Annotated in this window: 19 protein-coding genes; 13 read left to right on the top strand and 6 right to left on the bottom strand. The window is 38.6% G+C overall.

Annotated elements, in window-relative coordinates:
* Positions 1-318: 318 nt before the first annotated feature.
* On the top strand, positions 319-750 hold the full coding sequence (locus FBD94_RS06880) for a hypothetical protein (protein ID WP_136879597.1): 432 nt from the start codon (positions 319-321) through the stop codon (positions 748-750).
* Positions 751-761: 11 nt separating this feature from the next.
* Here the strand turns inward: FBD94_RS06880 and FBD94_RS06875 are convergent, their stop codons facing one another.
* Positions 762-1,430: a DUF6438 domain-containing protein gene (locus FBD94_RS06875; RefSeq protein WP_205945842.1), complete on the bottom strand. Its 669-nt coding sequence runs from the start codon at positions 1,428-1,430 to the stop codon at positions 762-764.
* A 75-nt stretch (positions 1,431-1,505) separates the two neighbouring features.
* Here FBD94_RS06875 and FBD94_RS06870 point away from each other — a divergent pair, with 75 nt between their 5' ends.
* Positions 1,506-1,853: a hypothetical protein gene (locus tag FBD94_RS06870; RefSeq protein ID WP_136879595.1), complete on the top strand. Its 348-nt coding sequence runs from the start codon at positions 1,506-1,508 to the stop codon at positions 1,851-1,853.
* A 71-nt stretch (positions 1,854-1,924) separates the two neighbouring features.
* Positions 1,925-2,536, top strand: coding sequence for a DUF4304 domain-containing protein (locus FBD94_RS06865; RefSeq protein ID WP_136879594.1), 612 nt, complete (start codon positions 1,925-1,927; stop codon positions 2,534-2,536).
* Positions 2,537-2,713: 177 nt separating this feature from the next.
* On the opposite strand, the gene FBD94_RS06860 is transcribed toward FBD94_RS06865, so the two are convergent.
* Positions 2,714-3,649, bottom strand: a complete 936-nt coding sequence (locus FBD94_RS06860) for an EamA family transporter (protein WP_136879593.1) — start codon at positions 3,647-3,649, stop codon at positions 2,714-2,716.
* A 376-nt stretch (positions 3,650-4,025) separates the two neighbouring features.
* Here FBD94_RS06860 and FBD94_RS06855 point away from each other — a divergent pair, with 376 nt between their 5' ends.
* Together FBD94_RS06855 and FBD94_RS06850 are read left to right on the top strand one after the other, a co-directional pair.
* Positions 4,026-5,984 (top strand): DUF4365 domain-containing protein, encoded by a 1,959-nt coding sequence (locus FBD94_RS06855; RefSeq protein ID WP_136879592.1) that lies wholly within the window; start codon positions 4,026-4,028, stop codon positions 5,982-5,984.
* Positions 5,985-6,442: 458 nt separating this feature from the next.
* Positions 6,443-7,147 carry a hypothetical protein gene (locus FBD94_RS06850; RefSeq protein WP_136879591.1) on the top strand — a complete coding sequence of 235 codons (705 nt, stop codon included), beginning with the start codon at positions 6,443-6,445 and terminating at the stop codon, positions 7,145-7,147.
* A 241-nt stretch (positions 7,148-7,388) separates the two neighbouring features.
* Here FBD94_RS06850 and FBD94_RS06845 read toward each other — a convergent pair whose 3' ends face one another.
* Positions 7,389-8,012 carry a class I SAM-dependent methyltransferase gene (locus tag FBD94_RS06845; protein ID WP_136879590.1) on the bottom strand — a complete coding sequence of 208 codons (624 nt, stop codon included), beginning with the start codon at positions 8,010-8,012 and terminating at the stop codon, positions 7,389-7,391.
* A 199-nt stretch (positions 8,013-8,211) separates the two neighbouring features.
* Here FBD94_RS06845 and FBD94_RS06840 point away from each other — a divergent pair, with 199 nt between their 5' ends.
* Together FBD94_RS06840 and FBD94_RS26580 are read left to right on the top strand one after the other, a co-directional pair.
* Entirely contained in the window at positions 8,212-9,321 is a 1,110-nt protein-coding gene (locus FBD94_RS06840; protein WP_136879589.1) for an Abi-alpha family protein, read from the top strand.
* Positions 9,322-9,429: 108 nt separating this feature from the next.
* Entirely contained in the window at positions 9,430-9,618 is a 189-nt protein-coding gene (locus FBD94_RS26580) for an AbiH family protein (RefSeq protein ID WP_136879588.1), read from the top strand.
* Positions 9,619-9,644: 26 nt separating this feature from the next.
* Here FBD94_RS26580 and mnmE read toward each other — a convergent pair whose 3' ends face one another.
* Positions 9,645-11,015: a tRNA uridine-5-carboxymethylaminomethyl(34) synthesis GTPase MnmE gene (mnmE, locus tag FBD94_RS06830; RefSeq protein ID WP_136879587.1), complete on the bottom strand. Its 1,371-nt coding sequence runs from the start codon at positions 11,013-11,015 to the stop codon at positions 9,645-9,647.
* Positions 11,016-11,108: 93 nt separating this feature from the next.
* Between mnmE and FBD94_RS06825 the strand changes: the two genes are divergently transcribed.
* Complete coding sequence (locus FBD94_RS06825; protein WP_136879586.1) at positions 11,109-12,242, top strand: AI-2E family transporter; 1,134 nt, start codon at positions 11,109-11,111, stop codon at positions 12,240-12,242.
* Positions 12,243-12,318: 76 nt separating this feature from the next.
* Here the strand turns inward: FBD94_RS06825 and argS are convergent, their stop codons facing one another.
* Positions 12,319-14,100: an arginine--tRNA ligase gene (gene argS / locus FBD94_RS06820; protein WP_136879585.1), complete on the bottom strand. Its 1,782-nt coding sequence runs from the start codon at positions 14,098-14,100 to the stop codon at positions 12,319-12,321.
* Positions 14,101-14,122: 22 nt separating this feature from the next.
* Positions 14,123-15,073, bottom strand: a complete 951-nt coding sequence (locus tag FBD94_RS06815) for an arginase (RefSeq protein WP_136879584.1) — start codon at positions 15,071-15,073, stop codon at positions 14,123-14,125.
* Between the two features lie 102 nt (positions 15,074-15,175).
* Between FBD94_RS06815 and FBD94_RS06810 the strand changes: the two genes are divergently transcribed.
* The 5 genes from FBD94_RS06810 (at position 15,176) to FBD94_RS06790 (ending at position 24,124) form a co-directional block, all read left to right on the top strand.
* A complete protein-coding gene (locus FBD94_RS06810) occupies positions 15,176-16,567 on the top strand; it encodes an arginine decarboxylase (protein ID WP_131610939.1) in 1,392 nt (463 codons plus the stop codon).
* A gap of 331 nt (positions 16,568-16,898) precedes the next feature.
* Complete coding sequence (locus FBD94_RS06805) at positions 16,899-17,849, top strand: hypothetical protein (RefSeq protein WP_136879583.1); 951 nt, start codon at positions 16,899-16,901, stop codon at positions 17,847-17,849.
* A 94-nt stretch (positions 17,850-17,943) separates the two neighbouring features.
* Positions 17,944-19,323 (top strand): PP2C family protein-serine/threonine phosphatase, encoded by a 1,380-nt coding sequence (locus tag FBD94_RS06800; RefSeq protein WP_136879582.1) that lies wholly within the window; start codon positions 17,944-17,946, stop codon positions 19,321-19,323.
* 4 nt (positions 19,324-19,327) lie between these two features.
* Entirely contained in the window at positions 19,328-23,317 is a 3,990-nt protein-coding gene (locus FBD94_RS06795) for an FtsW/RodA/SpoVE family cell cycle protein (RefSeq protein WP_136879581.1), read from the top strand.
* Between the two features lie 12 nt (positions 23,318-23,329).
* A complete protein-coding gene (locus FBD94_RS06790) occupies positions 23,330-24,124 on the top strand; it encodes an FHA domain-containing protein (protein ID WP_136879580.1) in 795 nt (264 codons plus the stop codon).
* Positions 24,125-24,129: the final 5 nt, after the last annotated feature.

Genomic DNA, 24,129 nt, shown 5'->3' with positions numbered 1-24,129 from the left:
AATCACGTCTTAACGGATACAAAACATGATCAGCTAATTTTTCACGTTTTTGATTTTTAATACAATCAATGAAGCCAGAAACCAGTTTCTGGTAACTTCGGCTCCAAACCTTGTCCAAAAGACACAAAAACAATCATTGTCAGCAATACGGCGATGGTTAATTTTTTCATAAAAATGCTTTCAAAAGCTTTTACAAAAATGTTCAAGGAGCAATCTAAATATAACATTTAACTTATAAATCTTATCAAGGGGTAACAAATTCCAATCTTGATTGATATACCTGCAAACAACCAGAAATTAACATTTAAAATCAAGATCATGAAATCAATACTATCAGCTTTTATCCTGTCACTAATCGGTGCAGTAGCTATCGCCCAATCGCCAGTTCAAAAACAAAGTCAAACACCTGTGCAAGCTCAAAATCAACCCGCCATTCCCGATCAGGCCGTCTCTTCAGTGGGCAAACTTACAGGCGGAGCAACTGGTGGCGCGGCAGCTGCCTCTTATGCAGCTACAGGCAAAGTGATCGCCCCTACTACCAATCCTATAGACAGTATCAAAAACGCGGCAGAAAGAAGAAGAGTAGAAGTCTTAAAGAGTAATAAGACAGGCGATCCAAATGCTATTGCGGTTAACCCGCTCTACACACCTACTGGCCATAGTGGAGAAAACCCAATGCATAATCCCGCATTAAGAGCTATTAATGAATCAGGTGTATCTGTCAAATCAAACACAAAACCAAAAAAATAATTAGCTAACTCTTACCGGCCTTTCATAGTCTCCAGCACAAAATCTTTACTAGACCGTTTCACGGCACTATTCCTACAAATATCGTTCAAAGCAACAATTAAATCACTTGCCTCTTCCGGCGGAAACATCGATTTAAAGACTTTCCTTTCACCATTATAGTAAACAATGATCGTATAAATTATACCATCACAGCAAGTGGTGTCTTTAAACTTCAAAGTGTCCAATCCTATATTTTGCACAATACTATCCAGCTTTTTATATGCCGCATTGCTCGCTTTGCCAACAAAATAACCCTCTTTCTCAAAATCTTCCTGATAAAGCATGTTTTCTGGGTGCTTATAAACCTTGTCCGCAAATACCCTCACCTGCTTGTTATTCTTAACTTCAAGGTGATAAACCGGACAGGTGCCAAAACAAGGTGACGTATAATAAATTATTTTTTCAAACCCGGGTTTGTTGCTTTTACAGCTGCATATAACCGAGATTAGTATCAGTAAGGAAATAAATTTATTAACCATATCTGTTTTATAATGATGATGAAGAAAGCCTATCAATTCCATAACTAAAACTGTAAAGCATTTTGAAGTCTTCAGGCATAATGAAGTTTCAGAGGCTCCGTTATACAGCCTAAGCACATCAGTTTTGGCGTGTTGTTTAAGTTCTCCTATTGCAGATTGCAATATCCATAATTCAATAATGGGTTAATTTCTCTATCAAATATATCATTTGTATATTTAGTCCTGATACCAACTACGATGAACACGCACTCCTATCAAAATCTGGTGATTGAAGTATTTGACGATCCTACTTTTCAAGCTTCATCCACCGATAACAAATTCAATTATTCTAAACATTATTCCAGTGTTGATCAAGGTCATCGGCCAACATCAAAGGATGGCGTCAAAATCTATCAAAATGGCAAAGAAAAGAATAGCTGTATTATCCTCGGGAATGGTGGCGACACTGGTATTTACAATAATTCATCAGTTATAGCTGCGGATCAATTATTGGTTTGTTGCGCAGATAACATTTTTTGTTTAGGGCCTATCAAGATCAATAAAATATTTATCAGAAATGAACTGGATAATAAGAAAAAGCAGTAAAATGGATTTCCACAACAACACCTTTCAGATCAGTTTAAAAAGGCATTTCAACTTACACTAGAGAACAAAAAATGAAAACACAGACTGAGCTCAAGTTTGACCAAATCATTAAGAATGGATTTCACGACATTCTAAAGCCTCTTGAATTTAAAAAGAAGGCCAACAATTTCTATTTAAAAAGACTGGATTTAGGACACATAATTAATATCCAAAAAAGTTCCTTTTATTCGAAGGACCACATCCGCTTCACAATTAATACAGGAATATTTGTACCGGAATATTGGATTGGATTGTTTCATAATAACGGAAAGGAAATACCAATATTTCCTACTGAGCCTGAGTGCTTAGTTAGGCAGAGAATAGGTAGTCTAAGAAATCAAAATGATACTTGGTATGAGGTTGATGAAACAACCGACGAAAAAGGACTAATAATTGAAATGAGAATTAATCTTGAAAAATACATTTTGCCATATTTCGAACAGACTAAAACCAAAGAAGGTTTTCTTGAAATGCTCGACCAAAATGAGCTGCCATTAAATCCATTGGGGAAGCTTGTGGTATATGGAGAATTAAAGCATGTTTCAAAAGCGAGATCGGAATATAATAAGCTCTTAAATGAAAGCGTAAATATTTACTTTAAACAAACTGTAAAAGATTACGGACTGAAGTATGGCTTAGCATGATAAAGCCCTCACAGAAATTTGGAGCTTTATCATACTAACCCATCTTTCGAACCCTTTTATAAATGATATAAAAAAAACCGATGATATTCATAAGTATCAAACACCTTGCTGATGGTCAAACGATTTATTTAAAAGAAGTTGCTTAATTATTGTACTGATAAGACGACTTCTTTTTATTTAATCTTTTTTTCTGTACTTGGCAAGATTAATTAACAGTACGCTGCCAAGGATCACCAATAAGCCGACAATTTGAATAAGGGTGACACTTTCACTCGTAAAAAGAACACTTAGTAAAACTGCGACAACAGGATTTACATAGGCATAGGTACTCACCTGTGTGGCAGGGCGCACAGTTAGCAACCATACATAGGCACTAAACGCTAGAATAGATCCGAAAATGATCAGGTAACCAATAGACAGCCAGGCGTCAGTAGATACATTTTGCCAGTTGAAATCTTTAATCTCAGCGGTGATCAGCATGCCAGGGATAAAAGCCAGGCCGGCTGCAAGCATTTGCCACGAAGTGCTAACAGACACGGAGACCTTATTGTCAGAATTGTACTTTGAATATAATGAACCTGCGGCCCAGCCTATAGGGGCTAACAGTAATAAGATTATTCCCAATATCTGTGTTCCCTTCTCTGTGCTGTTCATGGTTTGCATCATTTGCTCAGCAAATAGCAGGATAACGCCGATAAAACCAATAATCAGACCGGCAACAGTAGAGGTGCTTTTTAAATTCTCTTTCCATTTGGGCTTATCCAGAATTACAAACCACATGGCTGCCGAAGAAACCAGAATAGCTACAAGTCCACTCGGAGTGAATTGCTCAACCCATATTACCAGGCCATTTCCAACACCTAACATCAAGATGCCTCCAATTGCAGCGTGCCTAATACTTTTTTTATCAAATATTTTTTCACCTTTTATTGCGCACCAGGTGATGAGCAGAAAGCCAGCAGCCAGAAAACGAAAAGCGCCCAGAATAAATGGAGGAAAGCCCGCCAGTGCCTTTTGAATGAAGAAATAAGTAGATCCCCATACCACATAAACAATAGCAAAGGCAAGAATAACCATTAATGGTGCAGCTTTTTTATTTACGTTTGGCGACATGCAGTTTTTATTAAGAGAAGTTACATTTCAAAATTAGTATTAATATCATATCGCAGATATTGTTGTCTTGCTTTTTTATTAATAGTTACATCTAAATGATTATCATTATTCAATGGAAAGACCAGGTACGGCCGAGGAACCAATATTACCTGGAATCACGGGCTACGCGATTAGTTACAACATGACAAAATTATTTACTCATCGAGAATAAATAATACTAGGCCATAAATTAACGCTCCAATCTGCTTTGGACAATATATTGGTTATTTAATAAAAATGTAGTTACTCGGCTGAGAACCCAATCTATTTATTAAAATCAAGGATATACTTAACTTAGTAAAGTAATTACATATTAATCCTATAAAAAAATAAACCAATGGCTCTTAATGATCTACCCCAAATTGATGACTCATCTGAAAACGATGACTTGGCAAAATCCTATTTTACAAGCCTTCTAAATCAAAAAGCCGGGTATATCTCAAGAGAACAAACTCCAGATAAAGGTTGCGATTACATGGTTGAACTCATTGAAAGTAAAAGGGCAACAAATAAACATTTTGGGGTACAACTAAAGAGCATTCAGAAACCTGAGTTTATTCAAAAGGACAGCCTTATTTCTTACACCTGGGAAACTTCGAGGTTACATTACCTATTGAGAAGTGAGCCGATTTACGGATTACTCGTAATATATGACGTATCCACAGAACAAGCCTATTATGAATTCATTGATAAGGTTTATATCAAACTTTTAGAAAGAGATAATGATCAGTGGACAAAAAAGGATTCGGTTAAGGTGCACGTCCCGGTTACCAATATCTTAGATAAAGATTCATTAAAGTACATTCATGAGGTGTTCACTCAACGGCACAACAATCTTAGCCGGATGAACGGAGAACAAGCAGGAAATTATGGCTTACCTGTAACCAAAACAAAAGTTACTTCAATGTATAATTTGGATAATGTAAAGGACGTAATTGAAATACTCAATAGATGGGGTTTATCCTCAATTTTGCCGAATGACCTACCGCTACTCTATGACCTTATCTGTAAAGTACCTAATAATGAGATCATACAGCATAAGGATGTTTGCATTTTAGCAGCATTGACAAACAATGAGGCTGGAAAGTTAGCTGAATCAGCATATTTTCTTGAAAGGTTAAAAAAACGTTTTGAGCTTAATCCCTCAGAAACACACATGGTCAGTTTTATCAGGCTTAAAAATGAACTGGCACTTGGGACTTTAGGTGTTAGCGATTTCATTTTAGCCTGTAAAAACCTCCTTGAAGAAACTGACCAACACGACAACATAATTACCCTAAGACTAAACATTCTATTTTTTGGGCTTAGTGAAATTAAGGCCTTTCAAAAAGTACCAAAAGAATTGGCTGATGAAGTGATAGACCTTGGGGAGATTATAGACCAATTGGAGGACAACGTAAATAAATACTATCTGAAACTTTGGAACATGGAGAACTTAGCACTACTGACAAATCATGTAAGAACCGAAGGTTTCAATGAAATGACCATCAGAAAAACTTTCGGGAGGCCAATGACCCTAAATGAGCGCCTTGAGTTGACTAATAAAGTATATGGGATGCAAAGCCACTTATATAAAGAATTAAATACTATTAATGAATTTGCAAAAGAACAAAATAACGTAATCCTTCAGGCTTTTACTTTCCATACGCAGTTGCGATATGACCTTAGCTTCGAAATTGATACAATTACTTTTAATAATGATCAGACAGTTGCAGCTGATAGACACGAAAGCCTGACAAATAGCATCAGATGCGCAGCAACTGCCTTTTTAGTATTTGCAAAAAACAATCTTCTAAGTCAAGCCTATAATTTATTGTCTTTACAATATGAGCTAAGTTTAATTGCAACAGATTGGTACAACATCGAAATACCAATTCCAATAGAGGACACAAAAAAACAACTTTCTGAACTTGAAGTTGAACTTGAATATATACCATACCAATCCTCCGCGGCCTATCTGATTGCCAGAAAAAAGAATAAATCAGATATCATAGCAGGCATGAAAGGCATACTTAAATTAGATAAGGAACAACTTGAGAATCTTGCCGAAGCAACCCTACGTTCGGGAAGATTCCCAAATGGCAAAAAAGAATTTATAATGCACGAATTGCTTAGCTTCAAAATGTTTTTTCAGCGATGTAACAACCCAGACATAGAGCCTATCGTTATAAAACCAACAAACCTTGAATATGCCTACACATTTGCTATGCAATTTGAATTAAAAAACAAGCGGACAGGGATAGTCTCGCTGAAAAACACCAATATGGACACTTTGCTAAAAACCTGGGGATTATAGTCCCACATTTTCAGTTCGAACATCAGAAGGTGTACCAATATTAATCAAATTCTATATTGTTAAATTTCCAACAAATTACAATGCAGTAATTATCATCGATCATTTGCCGATACAGCGCAACTACAATGCTGTATACCAGCATATTAACAGATAAACAATACCTAAAAAACACAAAAAAACATCAATCATCAACTAACTGATTATCAACTTTTTAAAACATTTTCTTACCTATTTTCTACAAATAACATAATCAATTCTAATTCAATACATTAGGAAGTTGCAAAAAACAGCCTCAAACTCTCAGACAACTATATTAAATTCACGTCTTTTGTTTCGGAATCACTTCATTAGATTTTAATAACTCGTGAAATTTTTGAATTTGCAATTAGAACAAATAAGTACGGCAGTATAAGATTTGAAGTTCTTAAATTCGCTCCTCCAAATAAAACAAGAAAATCATGAGGGCACATCAGGATCTGATACTATTAAAGATGAATGAGGAAGTATATGCTTCAGTTAGTTTTGAATTTGCCTTCAGTTTGATTAACGAGTCAGAGCGCGGTGCGATACTCATTGGTTCAAGTAAAGTGGAAGAGTATTTAGAAAAACTGTTAATGGTAGTACTTCCATTGGGTAGTAAAAGTTACACAAGTAGGCTCTTCAATTACCCAGGTACGTTGAGTTCATTTTCCGGAAAGATAGAGATGTCTTATGCGTTCCGTTTATTTGATGATCAATTGTATAATTCTTTGAACGAACTACGTAAAATTAGGAATAATGCTGCTCACAGCTCCCTTCCCTTTTCACTGAAGAAATCGGCTGCCTTGATTGATAAGATCTATAGTTTCGAGGATAATTTCCCAAAGCTAATTCATGATTTATCGTGGGCAAAACTTATTCAGTGGAAATTAAGGATCATTCAGCAAAGTTTTGACAAGTCTGAACTTAATGGGCTTAAGGCAGAAGAAGAATTTAATAAGCTCTTTCCCGTACCTGAAGAAGATGAACGACTTGCAGAGCAGTTGATACTTTGGAAGTTGTCACATGGTCTTCACTTCCTCTGCCTCAAATTAGAATGCATTACTGAAGAATATCAGAGGCTAATTACCAATGGCAGCATCTGGTTGGACTTATTTGCTGTACCTCCGATCGAGAATGATTAATTTTTAACGCGTTTGTTGCACGCAAACCAATTACTTAGAGGTCAAGTAATCAAAATATACCTATCTGTATAACATCGATTATCTTACTTTGCAATTCCAACTATGTCTATTTAAAATTCCTCCCCCCATGGAAAGAAAGTGAAGATAACAAGCGGGCTACGCCGATGTAACTAGGATGCCCATAGTATGTCTTCACTGTTTACAAGGTGAAAGGATTAAGTTATTTACTCAAACGAATAAATCAAGCTGATTTCATTTTGCGCACGCACCAAGTAGTCATACTTCTCAGGTTCTGAACGTTAGTGGTCTTGATGGGCTCATGAAGTTCTCCACCAATCTTTTTGGTCAATCTGAGCAACATCTCCTGATTCACCAGGAAGCGTTCCGATCCATCGGGAAGGACGTATCTGCCATTTCCGATAAACCTGACTAACGATTCGATCCCGATTTCTGAGGCCAACCGACAGAAAAAATATCCTCCGGGTTTAAGCACCTCCCACATGGAATTCAGCATGGCTTCGAAATGACTGAGGTTTTCTGCAAAATGTAATACCGCACTACTGATGACTAAATCAAAGGTTTCACTTTCAAACGGTAGCTGCTCTACAGAAGCCACCTTAAAATTCTCTTCCGTATCAATCGGAGGAAATGAACTTCCAAGGGTTCTTAGTTGCGCAATGGCTTGCGGGTTTTGATCTACACCAAATACATTTGCTCCGCATTTCAACAGGTATAGTAGGTTTCTGCCTGTTCCGCAACCGGCATCTAAAATCATGTCACAATCGTCGTAAGTCCCTTTAAGTATCTGGTCAAATAAGTAAATGTCAATATTTCCGAAAATATCCTGAATGTGCTGCTTTTTCATCTACAAGCAAAGATAGCCACAAGGCAGCTTACATTAAAACGTTATTCAATCCACCTATTAATTGAGTCTTGGTAGCTACATCACTATTTCCTATGAACCTGATATGGGTAGCAGATGGTAATCCATTTTTAAATAGATTTATTACATTTACATCATTACGCAAATTGAATGAGTATTTAACTTTGATCCGGCTAAAGCTATGGGAAATATAAAAAATCAAACAAATAATAATTTTAATGTTGATTTAAAAGAATTTGATCCTTTGGGAATGCATCCTGTAGGGGATTCAATCGGCAAATCAATAGACGGAGTAACAGAATTAGGTTTAAAATCCATAGAAAAATTTCTATCTATTACTTGTAAGCCACTCTTTGAAGAACTTGGATTGGCCTTCAGAGATAAGATTTCGACCTATAGGCTAACAAATACTATCAAAACCCTTGAAAAAGCAGAGGGAAAGTTAGTCTACGACATAGAAAAAAATAAACTAGCCATTCACCCGAGAATTGCTCATCAGATTGTAGAACATGCCTCTATGGCAGATGACGATAATTTACAGGAAATGTGGGCTGGATTATTCGCCTCATCTTGCAATAAGAATACTGATGATGAAAATATAATCTTTGTTGATATTCTAAAACAGCTTACAGCCTCTCAAGTAAAACTGTTGAACTTCGTTTGCCTAAATGGCCCAAAGTATCTTGACATTTCAAAGTTAGAAGAATTCCGAAACAAAGGTTTTATCAATACAGATAGGTTATCTCTACCAATGGAAAAAATTCATGCAATATGTGGAACAGACAGTTACACCAAACTTCATACAGAACTAAGTGCGATGATAGCACTAGGGCTTTTAACCATGAGAGGTCATCCTAGTTCTATGTTATTAACGACTTTCGAAACCGGTCACGGTATAACACCAATACCAACTTTCTTACTTTTGCAATTATTTGTCAAGTGTCAAGGGGTTAATTTAACACCCTTTAAATATTTCGAACCTCAAATAAAATTAGAAATTCACGAAAAAATCAATGATTACGTTAGCATTGATAAAAATGAAGCACTTGATTATATAAATCAGCAATATAAGGTGCAATTACCTTATAACATAAGAATACAAAATAACGAAATACTCGTTGACCGGAAAACATTTACTGACTCTTTAACTTCAGATGAAAAAACAGTTATATTAAAAGCAACAGCATTACGTCGTTGGTCTAATTTCAAGTTTGAAGAAAATTTTCCGGTTAAAGCTGGTGATAAATTATTTGGCTATTTTAACTTTCAAAAAGGTTTCACGGAATCGTAAAACATTAAAAATTGGATATTTTTTAACTGGAAAAAGTTTTACAATTTAGATTTTTATTGTACTCATTCGGATTCACATGAGTACTTTTATTATTTAGCAACCAAATAAATGAACCGATTAATACTCTTAGGAAATGGCTTTGACTTAGCTCATGACATGAAGACAAGTTATAATGATTTCATCCTAGACTATATGATCAAGTGTTTAACCCAAGCACATGAGAAGAAAAGCTATACAGATGAAATATTTAAAATACATAACTCACTAACAACAGGTAATATGATTAACACTACTTAGCGTATTTATGCAATAATCATCATCGATTATTTGCCAATACAGAACTTACTAAATATGTTCTCTAACAAATCATCCGTAGTAACCTGGCCTGTAATCTCACCTAAATAATGAAGCGCCTGCTTAATATCCATCGCTAAGAAGTCGGACGTCACAGGATTAACCAATCCTTCGGCTACACTGTTTAAAGCTGTCCTGGTCCTCTGCAAAGCCTCTACATGTCTAATGTTCGTAACCATGGTATGATTATCAGATAGCTTATCTCCTATGGCAGTATCGTACAACAACTGCTTCAGCTCTTCAATTTGCTGTTGCTCCTTTGCCGAAATACCAATAAAACCGATATCCTTAGGCAATTTAAGCTCTTTCAATCTATCATTATAAGATAGGTCCATTTTATTGGCAACTGCCAAAAATGCGATTCCCGGTTTATGTAGCCGCAAAATATCTTCCTGAATCTCGTCGACAGAAAGATTTACCACATCAAACAAATAAACCAATACCGCCGATTGACTGATCTTCTGCATTGTTTTCTCCACGCCTATCGCTTCAATAGTGTCTGTAGCTTCACGGATACCAGCAGTATCAATCAATCTAAAGTTGATGCCATTAATATTTAACACCTCCTCAATTGTATCTCTGGTCGTACCTGCAATTTCACTTACTATAGCACGATCTTCATTCAGCAAAGCATTTAGCAAGGTAGACTTACCCGCATTGGGTCTGCCGGCAATTACCGTATTGATACCTAATTTGATCACGTTACCCAGTTCAAATGAACGGATCAACTTATTCAACACAACAGTAATCTTCTCAATCAATGTCTGTAACTGATCCCTATTCGCAAACTCTACATCCTCCTCCGCAAAATCAAGCTCTAGCTCGATCATCGAAGCAAAATGGATCAGTTGTTCACGCAAAACATTCAATTCTGTACTAAAACCACCCCTTAACTGATTCATGGCCACACTATGTGCCGCTGCAGAATCAGAAGAAATCAAATCAGCCACAGCCTCTGCCTGAGAAAGATCCAAGCCACCATTTAAAAATGCCCTTAAAGTAAACTCTCCGGGTTTAGCCGCAGAAGCCCCTTTTCTAATCAGCAAACTGATAATCTGTTGAATGATATAATTAGAACCGTGACAAGAGATCTCCACCACGTTTTCTTTCGTATATGATTTCGGTGCTACAAATAAGCTGACAAGCACCTCATCTATAACCACATTCCCATCTTTAATTAAACCGAAATGTATGGTATGCGAGTCTTGAGCAAGCAAATCCTTACCACTAAAAACAGAATTGGTGATGGCAATAGCATCTTTTCCGGAAAGGCGGATTACACCTATAGCACCGATTCCAGGCGGGGTTGATAAGGCAACTATAGTCTCATTCGTAATCATGGGCAATCTTGTTAAGTTTGATTTCTGGCACAAAATTAGCCAAACATTCCGTACCTTTTAGTCTTTACCCCTACAAAAACAAACAAATTGCGAATGAAAGACATGCCACTCACCGTCAAACGGTCTATTGAATTACTGGGAATCGCATTGCTCGGCGCCCTCCTTGTTATTGGTAATGACATCATTATGCCTGTAATCATGGCCTTCTTTATTACCATTGTCCTGCTACCCATTTACCGATTTTTAATTAAATATAAATTCCCTGAGATCGCAGCAATCATATTGCCCATCCTATTACTGGCCATTTTATTAGGACTCATTGTATGGTTCTTCTCAGCTCAGATCGGGATTTTGGTAGAAGACTTCCCTGATATTAAGAAAAATGTAAGCTCACACCTAAATTCGATAAGTGCCTGGATCAGTAGCATCAGTGATTTCTCTACTAAAGAACAAGTTAAATTTATAAACGATAAAAGTAACGATCTGCTGGGGATGGCCGGAAAGGCTGCCAGTGGAGCTGCCGTAACGCTAAGCTCCGTATTTGTATTTATGGGCCTATTGCCAATTTACATCTATTTAATGCTCTTTTATAAAGATATCCTGTTGCGATTCGTTTTTATGTGGTTTAAAACAGATCACCACCCTAGAGTGAAAGAGGCTATTTTTGAAACAGAAGCCATCATTAAGAATTACCTGGTAGGATTACTGATCCAAGTGACCTATATGACGATTTTATTAGGCGGCATATTGTTATTGATTGGTATAAAACATGCGCTACTAATAGGCGTAATCTTCGCCATATTAAATCTGATCCCTTATGTTGGTGCATTAATTGGAAACATTATTGGTGTAATGCTTACGCTAACTTCTTCGACAGAGCTTTGGCCGGTAATTACCGTTTTGGGTGTTATAGCGGCAGTTCAGTTTCTGGATAATAATATACTGATGCCTAGGATAGTTGGCTCTAAAGTAAAGATCAATGCGCTGTTTGCTATTCTTGGGGTAATCATTGGTGGCAGCATTGCGGGTGTCGCTGGAATGTTCCTGGCCCTGCCCATCATTGCGGTGCTAAAAGTTATTTTCGATAGAACGGATACCTTTAAACAATGGGGAGTGTTATTGGGTGATGAAAGGCCTGAGAAGAGCCCATTGACGTTTGCGTCGTTTAGGAAGAAGAAACCGGTACCTGTAAAGGCAGGTGTAGAAAAAACAAAAGAGAAGGTTTAACCTTCTCTTTTGTTTTTTGTAGTCGCTCGTCATCCTGAATTTATTTCAGGACCTCGCACCTGCAAGGCATTTCTCCTTACATTCTTTCAGGAACCGCGATTCCTAAAATACGCATACCTCTTTTCAAAACTTCTGCTGTTACAAAGCTTAAATTCAAACGATGCTTTTTAACGGCTTCGTTTTCTTCCTTAATAATCGGTGGAGTTTCATGATAAAACTTGTTAAACATCTTAGCCACTTCATACAAGTAATTCGCTAAAACTGCTGGACTATGTGTCTTCGCTGCAGACTGAATCTCTGTTGGATACTTAGCCAACAACATAATCATTTCCTTCTCTGTAGCTGTAATCACCGCATCAGCAACACCTGAATTGGCAAAATCATAATCCGCTTTTAGCAATAATGACTTAATCCTGGCGTGGGTATATTGTATAAAAGGACCCGTATTTCCCTGGAAATCGATAGATTCCGCAGGATCAAACAACAATCTCTTTTTCGGCTCAACCTTCAACAAGAAATACTTTAAAGCACCCATACCAATGTTATAGTACAACCGTTCTTTCTCTTCCTCGTCAAAATCATTTACCTTACCCAAAGCTTCAGTTTTAGCCTTAGCCGTATCAATCATTTCTGCAACAAGATCATCCGCATCAACAACGGTACCTTCACGAGATTTCATTTTTCCACTTGGCAAATCCACCATACCATACGACAAATGGTGCAAACCAGTGGCCCAGCTTTTACCTAGCTTCTCTAAAATCAAGAACAGCACTTTAAAGTGATAATCCTGCTCATTACCCACCACATATATCGACTCATCCATTTTGAAATCGTCGTACTTCATTTGGGCAGTCCCCAAATCCTGAGTAATGTAAACCGACGTACCATCAGCACGTAAAACCAACTTCTGATCTAATCCATCAGCCGTTAAGTCAATCCATACTGAACCATCTGGCTTTTTAAAGAACACGCCTTTTTCCAATCCTTCATCAACAGTACCTTTACCCAACAAATAGGTATTACTTTCGTAATAGTACTTATCAAAGTCAACACCCAGGTTTTTATACGAAACGGCAAAACCATCATATACCCAACCGTTCATCGTCTTCCAAAGTTCAATTACTTCCGGAACGCCAGCTTCCCAATCCTGAAGCATTTTCTGTGCTTCTTTGATTAAAGGCGCATTTTTCTTGGCTTCCTCTTCAGTCTGTCCTTCCAGTTTTAAAGCTTCAATTTCTTTCTTATACTCTTTGTCGAAGATTACGTAATACTTTCCTACAAGGTGGTCACCTTTCAGCAGCGAGCTTTGTGGCGTTTCGCCATTGCCCCATTTCTGCCAGGCCAGCATGGATTTACAGATGTGAATACCCCTGTCGTTTACCAGGTTCACCTTCACCACATCATAGCCACTTGCTTTAAGCAATTCCGCTACCGAATAACCCAATAAGTTATTTCTTACGTGACCCAAATGCAAAGGCTTATTCGTATTTGGAGAAGAATATTCGACCATTACCTTTTTGCCATTCGGACTAAACACTCCAAATGATGGATTTAATAGATCTGTATTGAACAGATTTACCCAATAAGCATCGGCAATACTTAAGTTTAAAAAGCCTTTAACCACGTTAAAAGCAGTAATTTCTTCAATGTTTGCTACTAAATATTCGCCCAGATCGGTAGCCGTGGCCTCTGGCGATTTCTTTGAGAAACGTACTACAGGAAATACCACGATAGTGATCTGCCCTTCAAATTCAGTCCTTGTATCCTGTAAATTAACCTGATTTTCAGGCAAATCCTGCTGATATAACTCTTTTACTGCTGCTACAGTTGCAGCTATAATCTTATGTTCGATGTTCATATGCTAATAATCCCCAAATCTACTATTCGTTTCTGAAAGCGTTGGTCGCTTTAATTAAAATTTCAAAGGCATGCTCTGCCATTTGGTTTTCCCGGTCTAAAGTTGGGTTCACTTCTACGATTTCAAAGCAGCAAACCTTCTGGTTGGTAATCAACCCAGACATCAACTTGCCGGCTTCTCTTTCCGTTAAACCTTGTGCTACCGGTGTACCTGTACCCCTTGATGCTGTAGGATCTAATGAATCCACATCAAAAGAGACATAGATCAAATCACAATGATCCAAATATTTAAGTGTCTCAATTACGGTCCGCTCTACCCCTCTTTTTCTCAATTCAGCCGTCGTAAATATTTGTACTTTATGCTTTTTGAGCAAGGCTGCTTCTGGCCGTTCCATATCCCTTGCCGAAATCAGCACCAGGTCGCGATAATTGATCTTTGGCGCGATCTTACCTACGTTTTTAAGTTGATACCAGTAGTTAATTGTCTCCTGATCCAGCTTGTTCACTTTCGCCTCTAAATTGTCTTCATCAAGTGCCATCGCAAGTGGCATTCCGTGCATGTTTCCCGACGGCGTTGTGTAAGGGGAATGTAAATCTGCATGTGCATCAATCCAAACCACCCCTAATTTCGACTTCGGATACATGGCTTTTATACCTGCAATTGTACCAGCCGCAGTGCTGTGATCGCCAGCCAAGACGATAGGAAATTCGCCTTTTGCCAAGGTCGAACTCACCTCATCACTCACCCGCTCTACCATCGTCAATATTCCTGAAATCCGCTTTGCAAAGGGGCTGCCGGTACTTTCAAGCAATAAATGATTCTCCGTAGGGACTTCCACAGACTTATGTTTTTTAAAAAAACGGCTCCCAAAATCAAGCGCTGCAATCTTAATTGCATCCACCCCTAAACTCGCCCCACGTGTTCCAGCACCGATCTCAGATTTTACTTCAATAATTTTTAAAGTCTTAGTCATAAAAAAAATACGGGTGTATTTTATAAAGTGTTTATCTTTGACGCCAAAATTAACTTATTTTAATTTGCCAAACCTTATAAATAATAGTCCAAAAATAAAAAAATGCAGAGTTACTCCGAATTTCTTGATCTAAGTGTTGGTTTCCCTCAGGAAGGTTACAGCGTAATAGACGACGAATTATATTTTCAAGACCTCAATCTGATGGAGATGATTGAAACCTATGGCACACCATTGCGTTTCACTTACCTTCCTATGATCAGTAAGAAAATTCAGCAGGCCAAGTTGTTGTTCCAGACGGCAATCATCAAGAACAACTACCGTGGCGATTACAAGTACTGCTATTGTACCAAAAGTTCCCACTTCAGACATATTGTTGAAGAGGCCCTTAAAAATGGTATCCATCTGGAAACATCTTCAGCATTTGATATGCCGATGATTGAGGCCCTGGAGAAAAAAGGTGCCCTAACCAAGGATATTACCGTGATTTGTAATGGTTTTAAAACTTATCAGTACAAACAATATATCATTGATATGTTGCATGATGGTTATAAAAACATCATTCCGGTGTTGGATAACAAAGAGGAGTTTAACCTTTTTGATGATGAGGTAGAAATGGACACACCTTGTAACCTGGGTATCCGTATCGCAGCAGAGGAACAACCAGATTCACAATTCTATACTTCCCGTTTAGGTGTTCGTATGGAAGATGTAATCGAGTTTTATAACAATAAGATCTCTGCAAATCCTAATTTCAGGGTTAAACTATTGCATTTCTTCATCAACTCGGGTATTACAGACTCTCCGTATTATTGGAATGAGTTAGAGAAATATGTAACACTGTATTGCAAATTTAAAAAGATCAATCCTGAATTGGATACTTTGGATATTGGTGGTGGTATGCCATTTAAAGATTCATTGGTATTTGATTTCGATTACGAATACATGGTAAACGAAATTGTAAAAAGGATTAAAGAAATCTGTGCTGAGCATGATGTTGTAGAACCGGATATCATTACTGAATTTGGTAAATACACTGTTGCTGAGGCTTCAGGTATCTTATACAAGGTATTGGGTCGTAAACAACAGAACGACAGAGAGAAATGGTTGATGCTTGATGGATCATTCATTACCAATCTGCCAGATGTATGGGCATTGAACCAAAAATACATCCTTCTTCCGATCAACAACTGGGATGCAGAATACGAAAGGGTAAACCTTGGTGGTATTACTTGCGATGGACAGGATTACTACAATCAGGAAGCGCATATGAACAGTGTGTTTATGCCTAAAACCCGTAAAGTTCAATACTTAGGTTTCTTCAACACTGGAGCTTATCAAGAGGTATTGAGTGGTTACGGTGGTATTCACCATTGCTTGTTACCTAGCCCTAAACACGTCATCATTCGTCGTAATCGTGATGAGACATTCAACTTTGAAGTGTTTGGTGAAGAGCAAAACAGTAAACAAGTATTGAAGATTCTAGGTTATACCTAGGATTAGATACCATATAAAATTAAAATTACAGCCCCGATCGTCTAGCCACTTTCGGGGCTGCTTTTTTAACTGCCGGCGCGATGCCAAGCGATTACCTTCTGGGTTGACATAAAACCATGTGCCCCAATGCATTTGTACTGCGCTGATTTATCCCATTTGAATTGGCTTTTGTATTTAATTCAATGGTGAACACTAAAATGAAAAATATGTTTTAAAAATTTTGAATCATATTCAAACAACTTATCATGCTATATTAGAATGTTATCTTTGTATTGAATTAACTAGCTTTACCGTTATATAGAAATCGTTCAAGAACATTAACCTTTTATAGATGGAAGAAAAACCTTCTTTTTGGCAGAGAATAGGAATACAGGATTGGTTTTTAAGCAGCAATGAATCTGCGCCAACCGCTAAATCACAACCACTTACACCAGATACAGTTTATAAATATATCATAGATAAATTTAAGGAATCTATTGCTGAACTTTCATTTGCGGAGCGCGTTGTTTTCTACCATGAGTTTATCATTTGCTTGAATACCGATGACTACCGTACATTTATGGACAATAAAAACGGTCTGTTCGGTCTGATTGCGCAAGAATCTGTAAAAAAGTTCTACGACATATTGAATGACTATGCCGCTACTGGCAAGAGTGTAGAACCATCAAGCAACAAATGGGTTTTTCGCTTTGTTTCCCATCCTGATTACAAATCGGGTGATAAAGGTTTTATTGGTAAATTGATGCCCGATGGCGCACAAAAACAAGAGAACCTAAGGGTTACTTTTATACCGCGACAAACGGGAATGGCACAAACATTTGACATCAGCAATGATGTCCTAAAGGATTTCATCTTCTATAGTGAGGGATACTATGAGATCCCCTATCTGGCTAATTTGAAGTTTAAGCCGAAAAATGAAGTGGTTGAGGAGAATGTATTATTGGCAAGATTTGAAACTACACTTCCAGATAAAGCTTACTCGGGACAAAAGCTTGAATACCTGATGAAAAGTAACGACATCACAATTTCGGGTAATGAGGAAACACGTACCGATGCGAACGTTTTTAAAATCCCATCTGAATGGGTAAACTCGCCGCACCTACAAATTCGTTATCGTAAAACAGAGGAGAAATTCTTCCTGGCTTCTTTCGGAGAAAAAACAATCCTGAACGAAAATCTGGTAGAAAGAAGTACTCCAGAGTATCCGAAATGGACTGAACTACCGGTAAATTCAAGAATCATATTGAACGGAATTATTGGTGTTAATATATTTAAAGCCTAATCTATGTCGCAAATCCTATCTGTAGCGTTATTGCTTATCTGCGTGATCTTACTGATCGCACACTTTGTGGCTATTAAAAATTCGACCAGCAAGAATGGATAGAAATTATTTTGGAATAACAGATACTGGAAAAATACGCAGCAATAATGAAGATACCTTTATTGCCGAAAAGATAACAGGAACAGATTTTGTGCTTGCCTGCGTAATAGATGGTGTTGGTGGATATACAGGCGGTGAAGTTGCTGCAGCCATTGCAAGAGATACGATATTAAAGCTGATTGATAACCCCACTGGCGATTTGTCGCTCTTAATGCGTACTGCAATTACCGAAGCAAATGACCAGATCATTGCCGAAAAGCAGCAGAATAAGGAACATGAAGATATGGCTTGCGTGCTCACGATGGCGCTGGCAGACCTTAAAAACAACCAATTCCACTATGCGCATGTTGGTGATACGCGCTTATATTTGCTTCGCGACAGCTCTTTAATTAAGATATCTAAAGATCAATCGTTTGTTGGTTTCATGGAAGATTCGGGCCGCTTAACCGAAGAACAGGCCATGCAACACCCAAAACGCAATGAAATCAATAAAGCATTAGGCTTTCCTGGAAACATTAATCTGCAGGAAGACTACATAGAAACAGGGAATTCTCCATTTTTACCTGGCGACCTGATCCTGCTCTGTAGCGACGGCTTATCGGACATGGTGAATAAACAAAGCATCACAGAGCTGCTCTTAAAACACACGGAGTTGGAAGTAAAAGGCGCTGAGCTGATTGATGCTGCCAATAATAATGGTGGTAAGGATAACATTACGGTTGTGCTGGTTAAAAATGATAAAGCATCATTTGTGCATGAAGTCACCAAACCTGTAGCGCTTCCTAAGAAAAAGAAAGTAGTACCAGCTGTTCCGGAGACAATAATTCGGGAAGAACAAATCACAGAACAGGAAAATAAAGTTGCAAAGCTTAAGCAAGCTGAGGCGAAGAAAATGAGTGGCAAGAACATGCTGCTTATTTTTATCGCTATTGTGGCGCTGGCAGCAGTAGCTTATCTTTTCTCGAAGCAATCGTCTGGAATCTTGGGCGACCAACCCACTCCACCTGTTGATTCTACAGCCTATGCTAAAAATACGCAAGCCTTAAAATTGCAAGACACCTTAAACAAACTCACTGGAAATATATTGATCCTCGATACTTCTGTTTTTAAATCGCCTATACTAATCAGCGAACCGATCAAAATAAACAGAGATAGCTTGTATTTGAAAGCGACTGGCAACATCACCATAAAAAGTGACTCTGGATATAAGGGACAACCTTTTCTAATTGCGCCGACCAATAAAAGCACTTTACTGGAGAACTTTACTCTAGAGAATTTTGATGACGTGAGCGAATTACAACGGAAAGGTGTATTGCTAAAAAATGTACAATTCATCAGGACAGACGCCCCAGCGGTGGTAAAACCAATTAAATAGTTATATGAACAAACAATCAATTATCATCCCCAATAGAAAGGTTGAGCGTATTTTTTTACTGCTCATTACCCTGGTATTGGGTGCTTTGTTTGTTACGCTATACTTTGCTCAGCAGCAAAACTTCGAGGATGTACATAAGCGACTGGCTGATGGAACGATGGTCAACATTAATGAGGCTGAGCCCGGTAAACAAATTAAAAACCTGCTGAATAAAGGTTATTATTTTGAAGATAAAAAGGACATCGACCTGATTCAAGATGTGGTTACTGGTGGTATTCCACTGTATAAGGGAGAAATTGACAACATTGGCGAGCTAAATAAACGTAAATTTTTTGTACCTGCCGACATTGCCTTTGCCGAAGGTGGAAAGAACTTTAAAGAACGGGTGATTGCTTCGCGCCTATTGTTAGGCTTTACCGGAACAGATTCTTTAAAATATAAAGAGGAACAAAAGCGACCGCAACAATTGCCTGCTCAAAAGGATTTTGCTAAAGGCAGCTATGGGATCAGTGGAAAGATAATTGATACTGCAGGAAAGGCAGTATCCGGCGTATTGGTAAGATTGCAAATGATCTTACCACAAGATACCGCCTATACCGAAGCCGAGGTGGTTAATGATTTTATTGCCTATCTACGAACTGATGCAAATGGTAATTATAATTTCCAACATCTACCTGATGATAAGGCATATGGAGTGCTTCCCTTAAAGCCAGGATTTCAGTTCGGCAGATCTCAAGGATTAGAGGAATTGGACAAAGATGCAACTTTAAACTTCCGACAGTCGCCGCATAGCATCAAGTTGTTTTCGACCAGGGACTTTAAGATTCTTAAGAAAGAAAAATCGCTGATTGTGCGGACGCCAGAGGTTTATAACCAATGGTATTGGATCATTGCTGTTTCGTTTTTTGCAGGCTTCTTTTTCCTGCACTTTTTAATGAGTGCTAAATATCCACAAGCCGATCAATTGATTCTGCCCATTATCATGCTGATGACAGGTATTTCCTTTCTTACATTATTAAGTCTGCAAGACCCTTTAAGGGATCGTTTTTTGGCCAGAGATAGCCTTATTTTTTATGGCTTAGGGATTTTAAGTATTTGTATCATGTTGGCTATACCGATGCGCAAATTCAATGTAGATTCGCGCTGGTATAGAATGCTATTGGTGAAAAATGCGTTTAGTAAGGCTAAGGGTTGGCAATGGGCAATTATGGCGCTATGCCTTTTAGGCTTGACCATTGTTTTTGGCTCCGGACCAGAAGGTAGTGGCGTAAAAGTAAACTTGTTTGGTGTACAGCCCAGTGAAATCGTAAAATATTCGATCATTTTGTTTCTGGCAGGTTTTTTCGCCTCCAACGAGCGCTTTATCACTGAGTACAGTAGCTGGCATAAGCGTTGGTTCTTTTTCTCCTTTGCTTTAATCGCTATGGTGATTGCCATATTGATGTATTTGTTACTTGGCGATTTGGGACCAGCAATGGTAGTTTGTTTTACTTTTATCATCCTGTTCTCTTTCTCGAGGGGCGATTTCATGATGATGCTAACCGCTATCATCATTTATGTATTTAGTGCCTGGTTCTTGAATGTTTGGATTGCCACGCTTGTAACCGCCTTATTGGTAGCGTTGATTATGGTGATCAATAAAAAGACCAGTGAATCGGCCATGATGATTGTGATGGTAATGGCAGCGTTTTTACTGATCGACCAGATACCTTATCTGGGTAAACTAATTCCAGGCCCTGTAAACAGACTTACGGAACGTAAATCAATATGGCAAGATCCCTGGAACAATGAGGTTTATGGCGGCGATCAGGTGGCTAATGGCATCTGGGCAATGGCCAGTGGTGGCATGAGTGGTCAGGGTGTTGGTCAGGCTTTTGCGAAGACCATTCCCGAAGCACATACCGATATGATTTTACCAGCCATTGGTGAAGAGTTTGGTGGAGCCGGTATTATAGGCATATTTATATTGTTCCTGATATTTTTACACCGGTCCATATTGATTGGCCGGCAAACCGGGATGCCTTTTCTATTCTATTTAAGTGCAGGTGTAGGTATTAGTTTGTTTATACAGTTTTTATTGATTGCAGGAGGCTCAACAGGTGCATTACCTCTATCTGGCGTTGCATTGCCTTTTATCAGCTATGGCGGTTCATCTTTGGTCGCCAATATGTTGGCCGCAGGATTTTTACTCGCTGTATCTATGGTTAAAGGCACAGAAGTGCAAATGGCCTATATCACCAAACAACAAGATAGGAACCTTGTTCCGGCCTTACTTGCAGCTACTGTAGCTATAGTATTACTTGGTATAACTGTATCTAACTACATTGTCGACAATAAAAAATGGGTAGTACAACCTGCGTTGGTTGCCGACAAAAGTGGTGCCCGCATGTTTAGTTATAATCCGCGTATAGCGATACTAATGAACAAGCTGGCTGCAGGTGACTTATACGACAGGAACGGGCGTATTTTGGCAACGAGTAAACCCGAACACATCAGAAAACAACAACGAGTGCTTCATGCAGCAGGTGTTAGTTATGACCTGGATTCGGCCGAGCATAAGCGTGTTGACCGCTATTATCCTTTTGAAGAACAACTCTTCTTTTGGGTTGGGGACAACAATACAGGTGTATTTAATGGTAGTACTAATGGTTACTTTGCAGAATATGAGCATGCCGCAGAACTAAGGGGTTTTAAAACGCCCACAGTTTCCTTTAATACCCATGCGAATAAGTACCATGAAGATCGTTTCTTGCCTAGAGGCGTAAAGGAAATGACGGTAAGCAAAAGGGATTATGCAGCTCTTGCGCCACTTTTACTATCAGGCATTAACAGCACTGAAGTTGAGTTATTTAAAAAACGAAATAGAGATGTGAAACTGACGATTGATGCGGGCTTGCAAACCAGCATTCAAAATACGATGGCTCAGGATACAGCCATTCAAAAAAGTAGAGTATCGGTAGTGATTATGGAAGATGCGACTGGTGATGTATTGGCTTCGGCAGTGTATCCCCTTCCTCCTATTAAAAACTGGGATTTACTGAACATGCCCATCACCGAGCAAAATAAGCTAGCCGGTTGGTATACTACTGCAGACTTAGGCTTTACTACAGCCACTCCTCCGGGATCAACGGCCAAAGTAGTGACGGCGATGGCCGCCTTTAACAAATTAGGCCCTGATGCCGCTAAAAAGGTGTATACAGTAAGTATGGCCGAACGCATCAGGACTAAAGGGATTGAACCTGATGAAACTGGTCGTATTAATTTGGAAAGCGCGTTGGTAAAATCGAACAATGTGTATTTCATTAAAATTGCCAATGAACAGCATCTTCAAAATGAAATGGCTACTTTATACTTGCAAACAGGTATGTTTTTGAGAGGTGTTGGTGGCTATTACTATGATAGAAACGCAAATAATGCCAAGCAGGAAGAGAAATGGAGGGCATTATGGGAAAAGACAGAATTCAATACCAAGCCTAAATATGATCCTGCGCGTATTCGTAGGACAAGGGCGAAAGGAATATCTGGAATGGCCTGGGGACAGGGTGAGCTGATTGCCACTCCTGCTGCTATGGCCCGACTCATATCTGGCGTAGCCAATAAAGGAAAAATGGTAGCCAACCGATATGTGCTAAAAATCAGCGATTCAGTTACGGCTGTTAATCCTGCTATAAAAATTGCCAATGACCCACAATATGCTGAGCTGATCTCCGGTTATATGCTTAAGCAAAGTGAAAATAAAACTTACACGCTTGGCCTAAAGGTTGCTGGAAAGACGGGGACACCGGAAAGAATCTGGAAAGATGAAAAGATCAACGATGGATGGTATACCTTCTTCGCGCCAAGGGCAAATGGAAAAGGTAATGTAGTTGTATGTATCCGGATAGAATCCACGCGCGGATCTAGTAAGGCAGTAAAGCTAGCGGGGCAGCACGTGATCCCAGCCCTATTGAAACTAGGGTATTTGAGTAAGGAAAATAAAGAAATAAAAAATTAAAGCAGAGATTATATGTTTAATCTATTTAACAAACGCAATCCAGAACCACCACAGGACGTAAAGGCCATTAGGGAGCAATTGCTGACGGCTATAAAACAGGAATTGCAAAAGCTTGAAGGTGGCGAAGGCAAACATATTAAGGGCTTAGCTTTGCTGATTGCTTGTTTGCCGGCGGAGAAATTCATGTACGAATCGGCTGTATTTGCGGAAGATGAAGGTCGGTTTAAGAATGAGATACAGCGCATAGTGGATGATTTCGCTATTGATCTGCCTGAAAACTGGACCATGCAAATCAACTTTGTGGAAGAGCTATCTACTGATGCCATAAAGCTGAGCGGCATAAATGCTTCGCTTTACATCAGAACTCCGGAGCATGTAGTGGTTACCAAATCAAAAACTGCGTACATTCGCACTTTGAATGGGGAATCGGAGAAAATGCTTTATAAGATTGGTCCGGAAAATGGTAAAATCAATATTGGTAGAGAGCATAAGGTGCAGGTGAGCGATGGCTTTTTCCGCATCAACCATATTGCTTTTCCTGATGTCAGTACAAATGAAGCTAATAAATTCATCAGCAGACAGCATGCGCATATTGAATGGGACAGCAATACCGGTTCTTTTCTCTTATTTGCAGATGAAGGTGGTATACCGCCAAGAAACAAGGTAAAGATCAGATCAGTGGGCGACCATAACCCTGTGAAATTGAATGTAGTGGAGCTAGGCCATACCTTACTGGAAGGTGACCAGATTATTCTGGGTGAGCTTGCAGTTTTAGAATTTAGCTATAATGACGTTGATAATAATTAATATTG

It is taken from the genome of Pedobacter hiemivivus (assembly GCF_005144565.1).
Lineage (GTDB): Bacteria > Bacteroidota > Bacteroidia > Sphingobacteriales > Sphingobacteriaceae > Pedobacter > Pedobacter hiemivivus.
The sequence above is the reverse complement of the archived record's forward strand: the minus strand, read 5'-3'. Positions and strand labels throughout refer to the sequence as shown.

Coding starts and splice junctions, on each gene's coding strand:
- FBD94_RS06880 (WP_136879597.1), top strand. CDS start 319: ATGAAATCAATACTATCAGCTTTTATCCTGTCACTAATCGGTGCAGTA.
- FBD94_RS06870 (WP_136879595.1), top strand. CDS start 1,506: ATGAACACGCACTCCTATCAAAATCTGGTGATTGAAGTATTTGACGAT.
- FBD94_RS06865 (WP_136879594.1), top strand. CDS start 1,925: ATGAAAACACAGACTGAGCTCAAGTTTGACCAAATCATTAAGAATGGA.
- FBD94_RS06860 (WP_136879593.1), bottom strand. CDS start 3,649: ATGTCGCCAAACGTAAATAAAAAAGCTGCACCATTAATGGTTATTCTT.
- FBD94_RS06855 (WP_136879592.1), top strand. CDS start 4,026: ATGGCTCTTAATGATCTACCCCAAATTGATGACTCATCTGAAAACGAT.
- FBD94_RS06850 (WP_136879591.1), top strand. CDS start 6,443: ATGAGGGCACATCAGGATCTGATACTATTAAAGATGAATGAGGAAGTA.
- FBD94_RS06845 (WP_136879590.1), bottom strand. CDS start 8,012: ATGAAAAAGCAGCACATTCAGGATATTTTCGGAAATATTGACATTTAC.
- FBD94_RS06840 (WP_136879589.1), top strand. CDS start 8,212: ATGGGAAATATAAAAAATCAAACAAATAATAATTTTAATGTTGATTTA.
- FBD94_RS26580 (WP_136879588.1), top strand. CDS start 9,430: ATGAACCGATTAATACTCTTAGGAAATGGCTTTGACTTAGCTCATGAC.
- mnmE (WP_136879587.1), bottom strand. CDS start 11,015: ATGATTACGAATGAGACTATAGTTGCCTTATCAACCCCGCCTGGAATC.
- FBD94_RS06825 (WP_136879586.1), top strand. CDS start 11,109: ATGAAAGACATGCCACTCACCGTCAAACGGTCTATTGAATTACTGGGA.
- argS (WP_136879585.1), bottom strand. CDS start 14,100: ATGAACATCGAACATAAGATTATAGCTGCAACTGTAGCAGCAGTAAAA.
- FBD94_RS06815 (WP_136879584.1), bottom strand. CDS start 15,073: ATGACTAAGACTTTAAAAATTATTGAAGTAAAATCTGAGATCGGTGCT.
- FBD94_RS06810 (WP_131610939.1), top strand. CDS start 15,176: ATGCAGAGTTACTCCGAATTTCTTGATCTAAGTGTTGGTTTCCCTCAG.
- FBD94_RS06805 (WP_136879583.1), top strand. CDS start 16,899: ATGGAAGAAAAACCTTCTTTTTGGCAGAGAATAGGAATACAGGATTGG.
- FBD94_RS06800 (WP_136879582.1), top strand. CDS start 17,944: ATGGATAGAAATTATTTTGGAATAACAGATACTGGAAAAATACGCAGC.
- FBD94_RS06795 (WP_136879581.1), top strand. CDS start 19,328: ATGAACAAACAATCAATTATCATCCCCAATAGAAAGGTTGAGCGTATT.
- FBD94_RS06790 (WP_136879580.1), top strand. CDS start 23,330: ATGTTTAATCTATTTAACAAACGCAATCCAGAACCACCACAGGACGTA.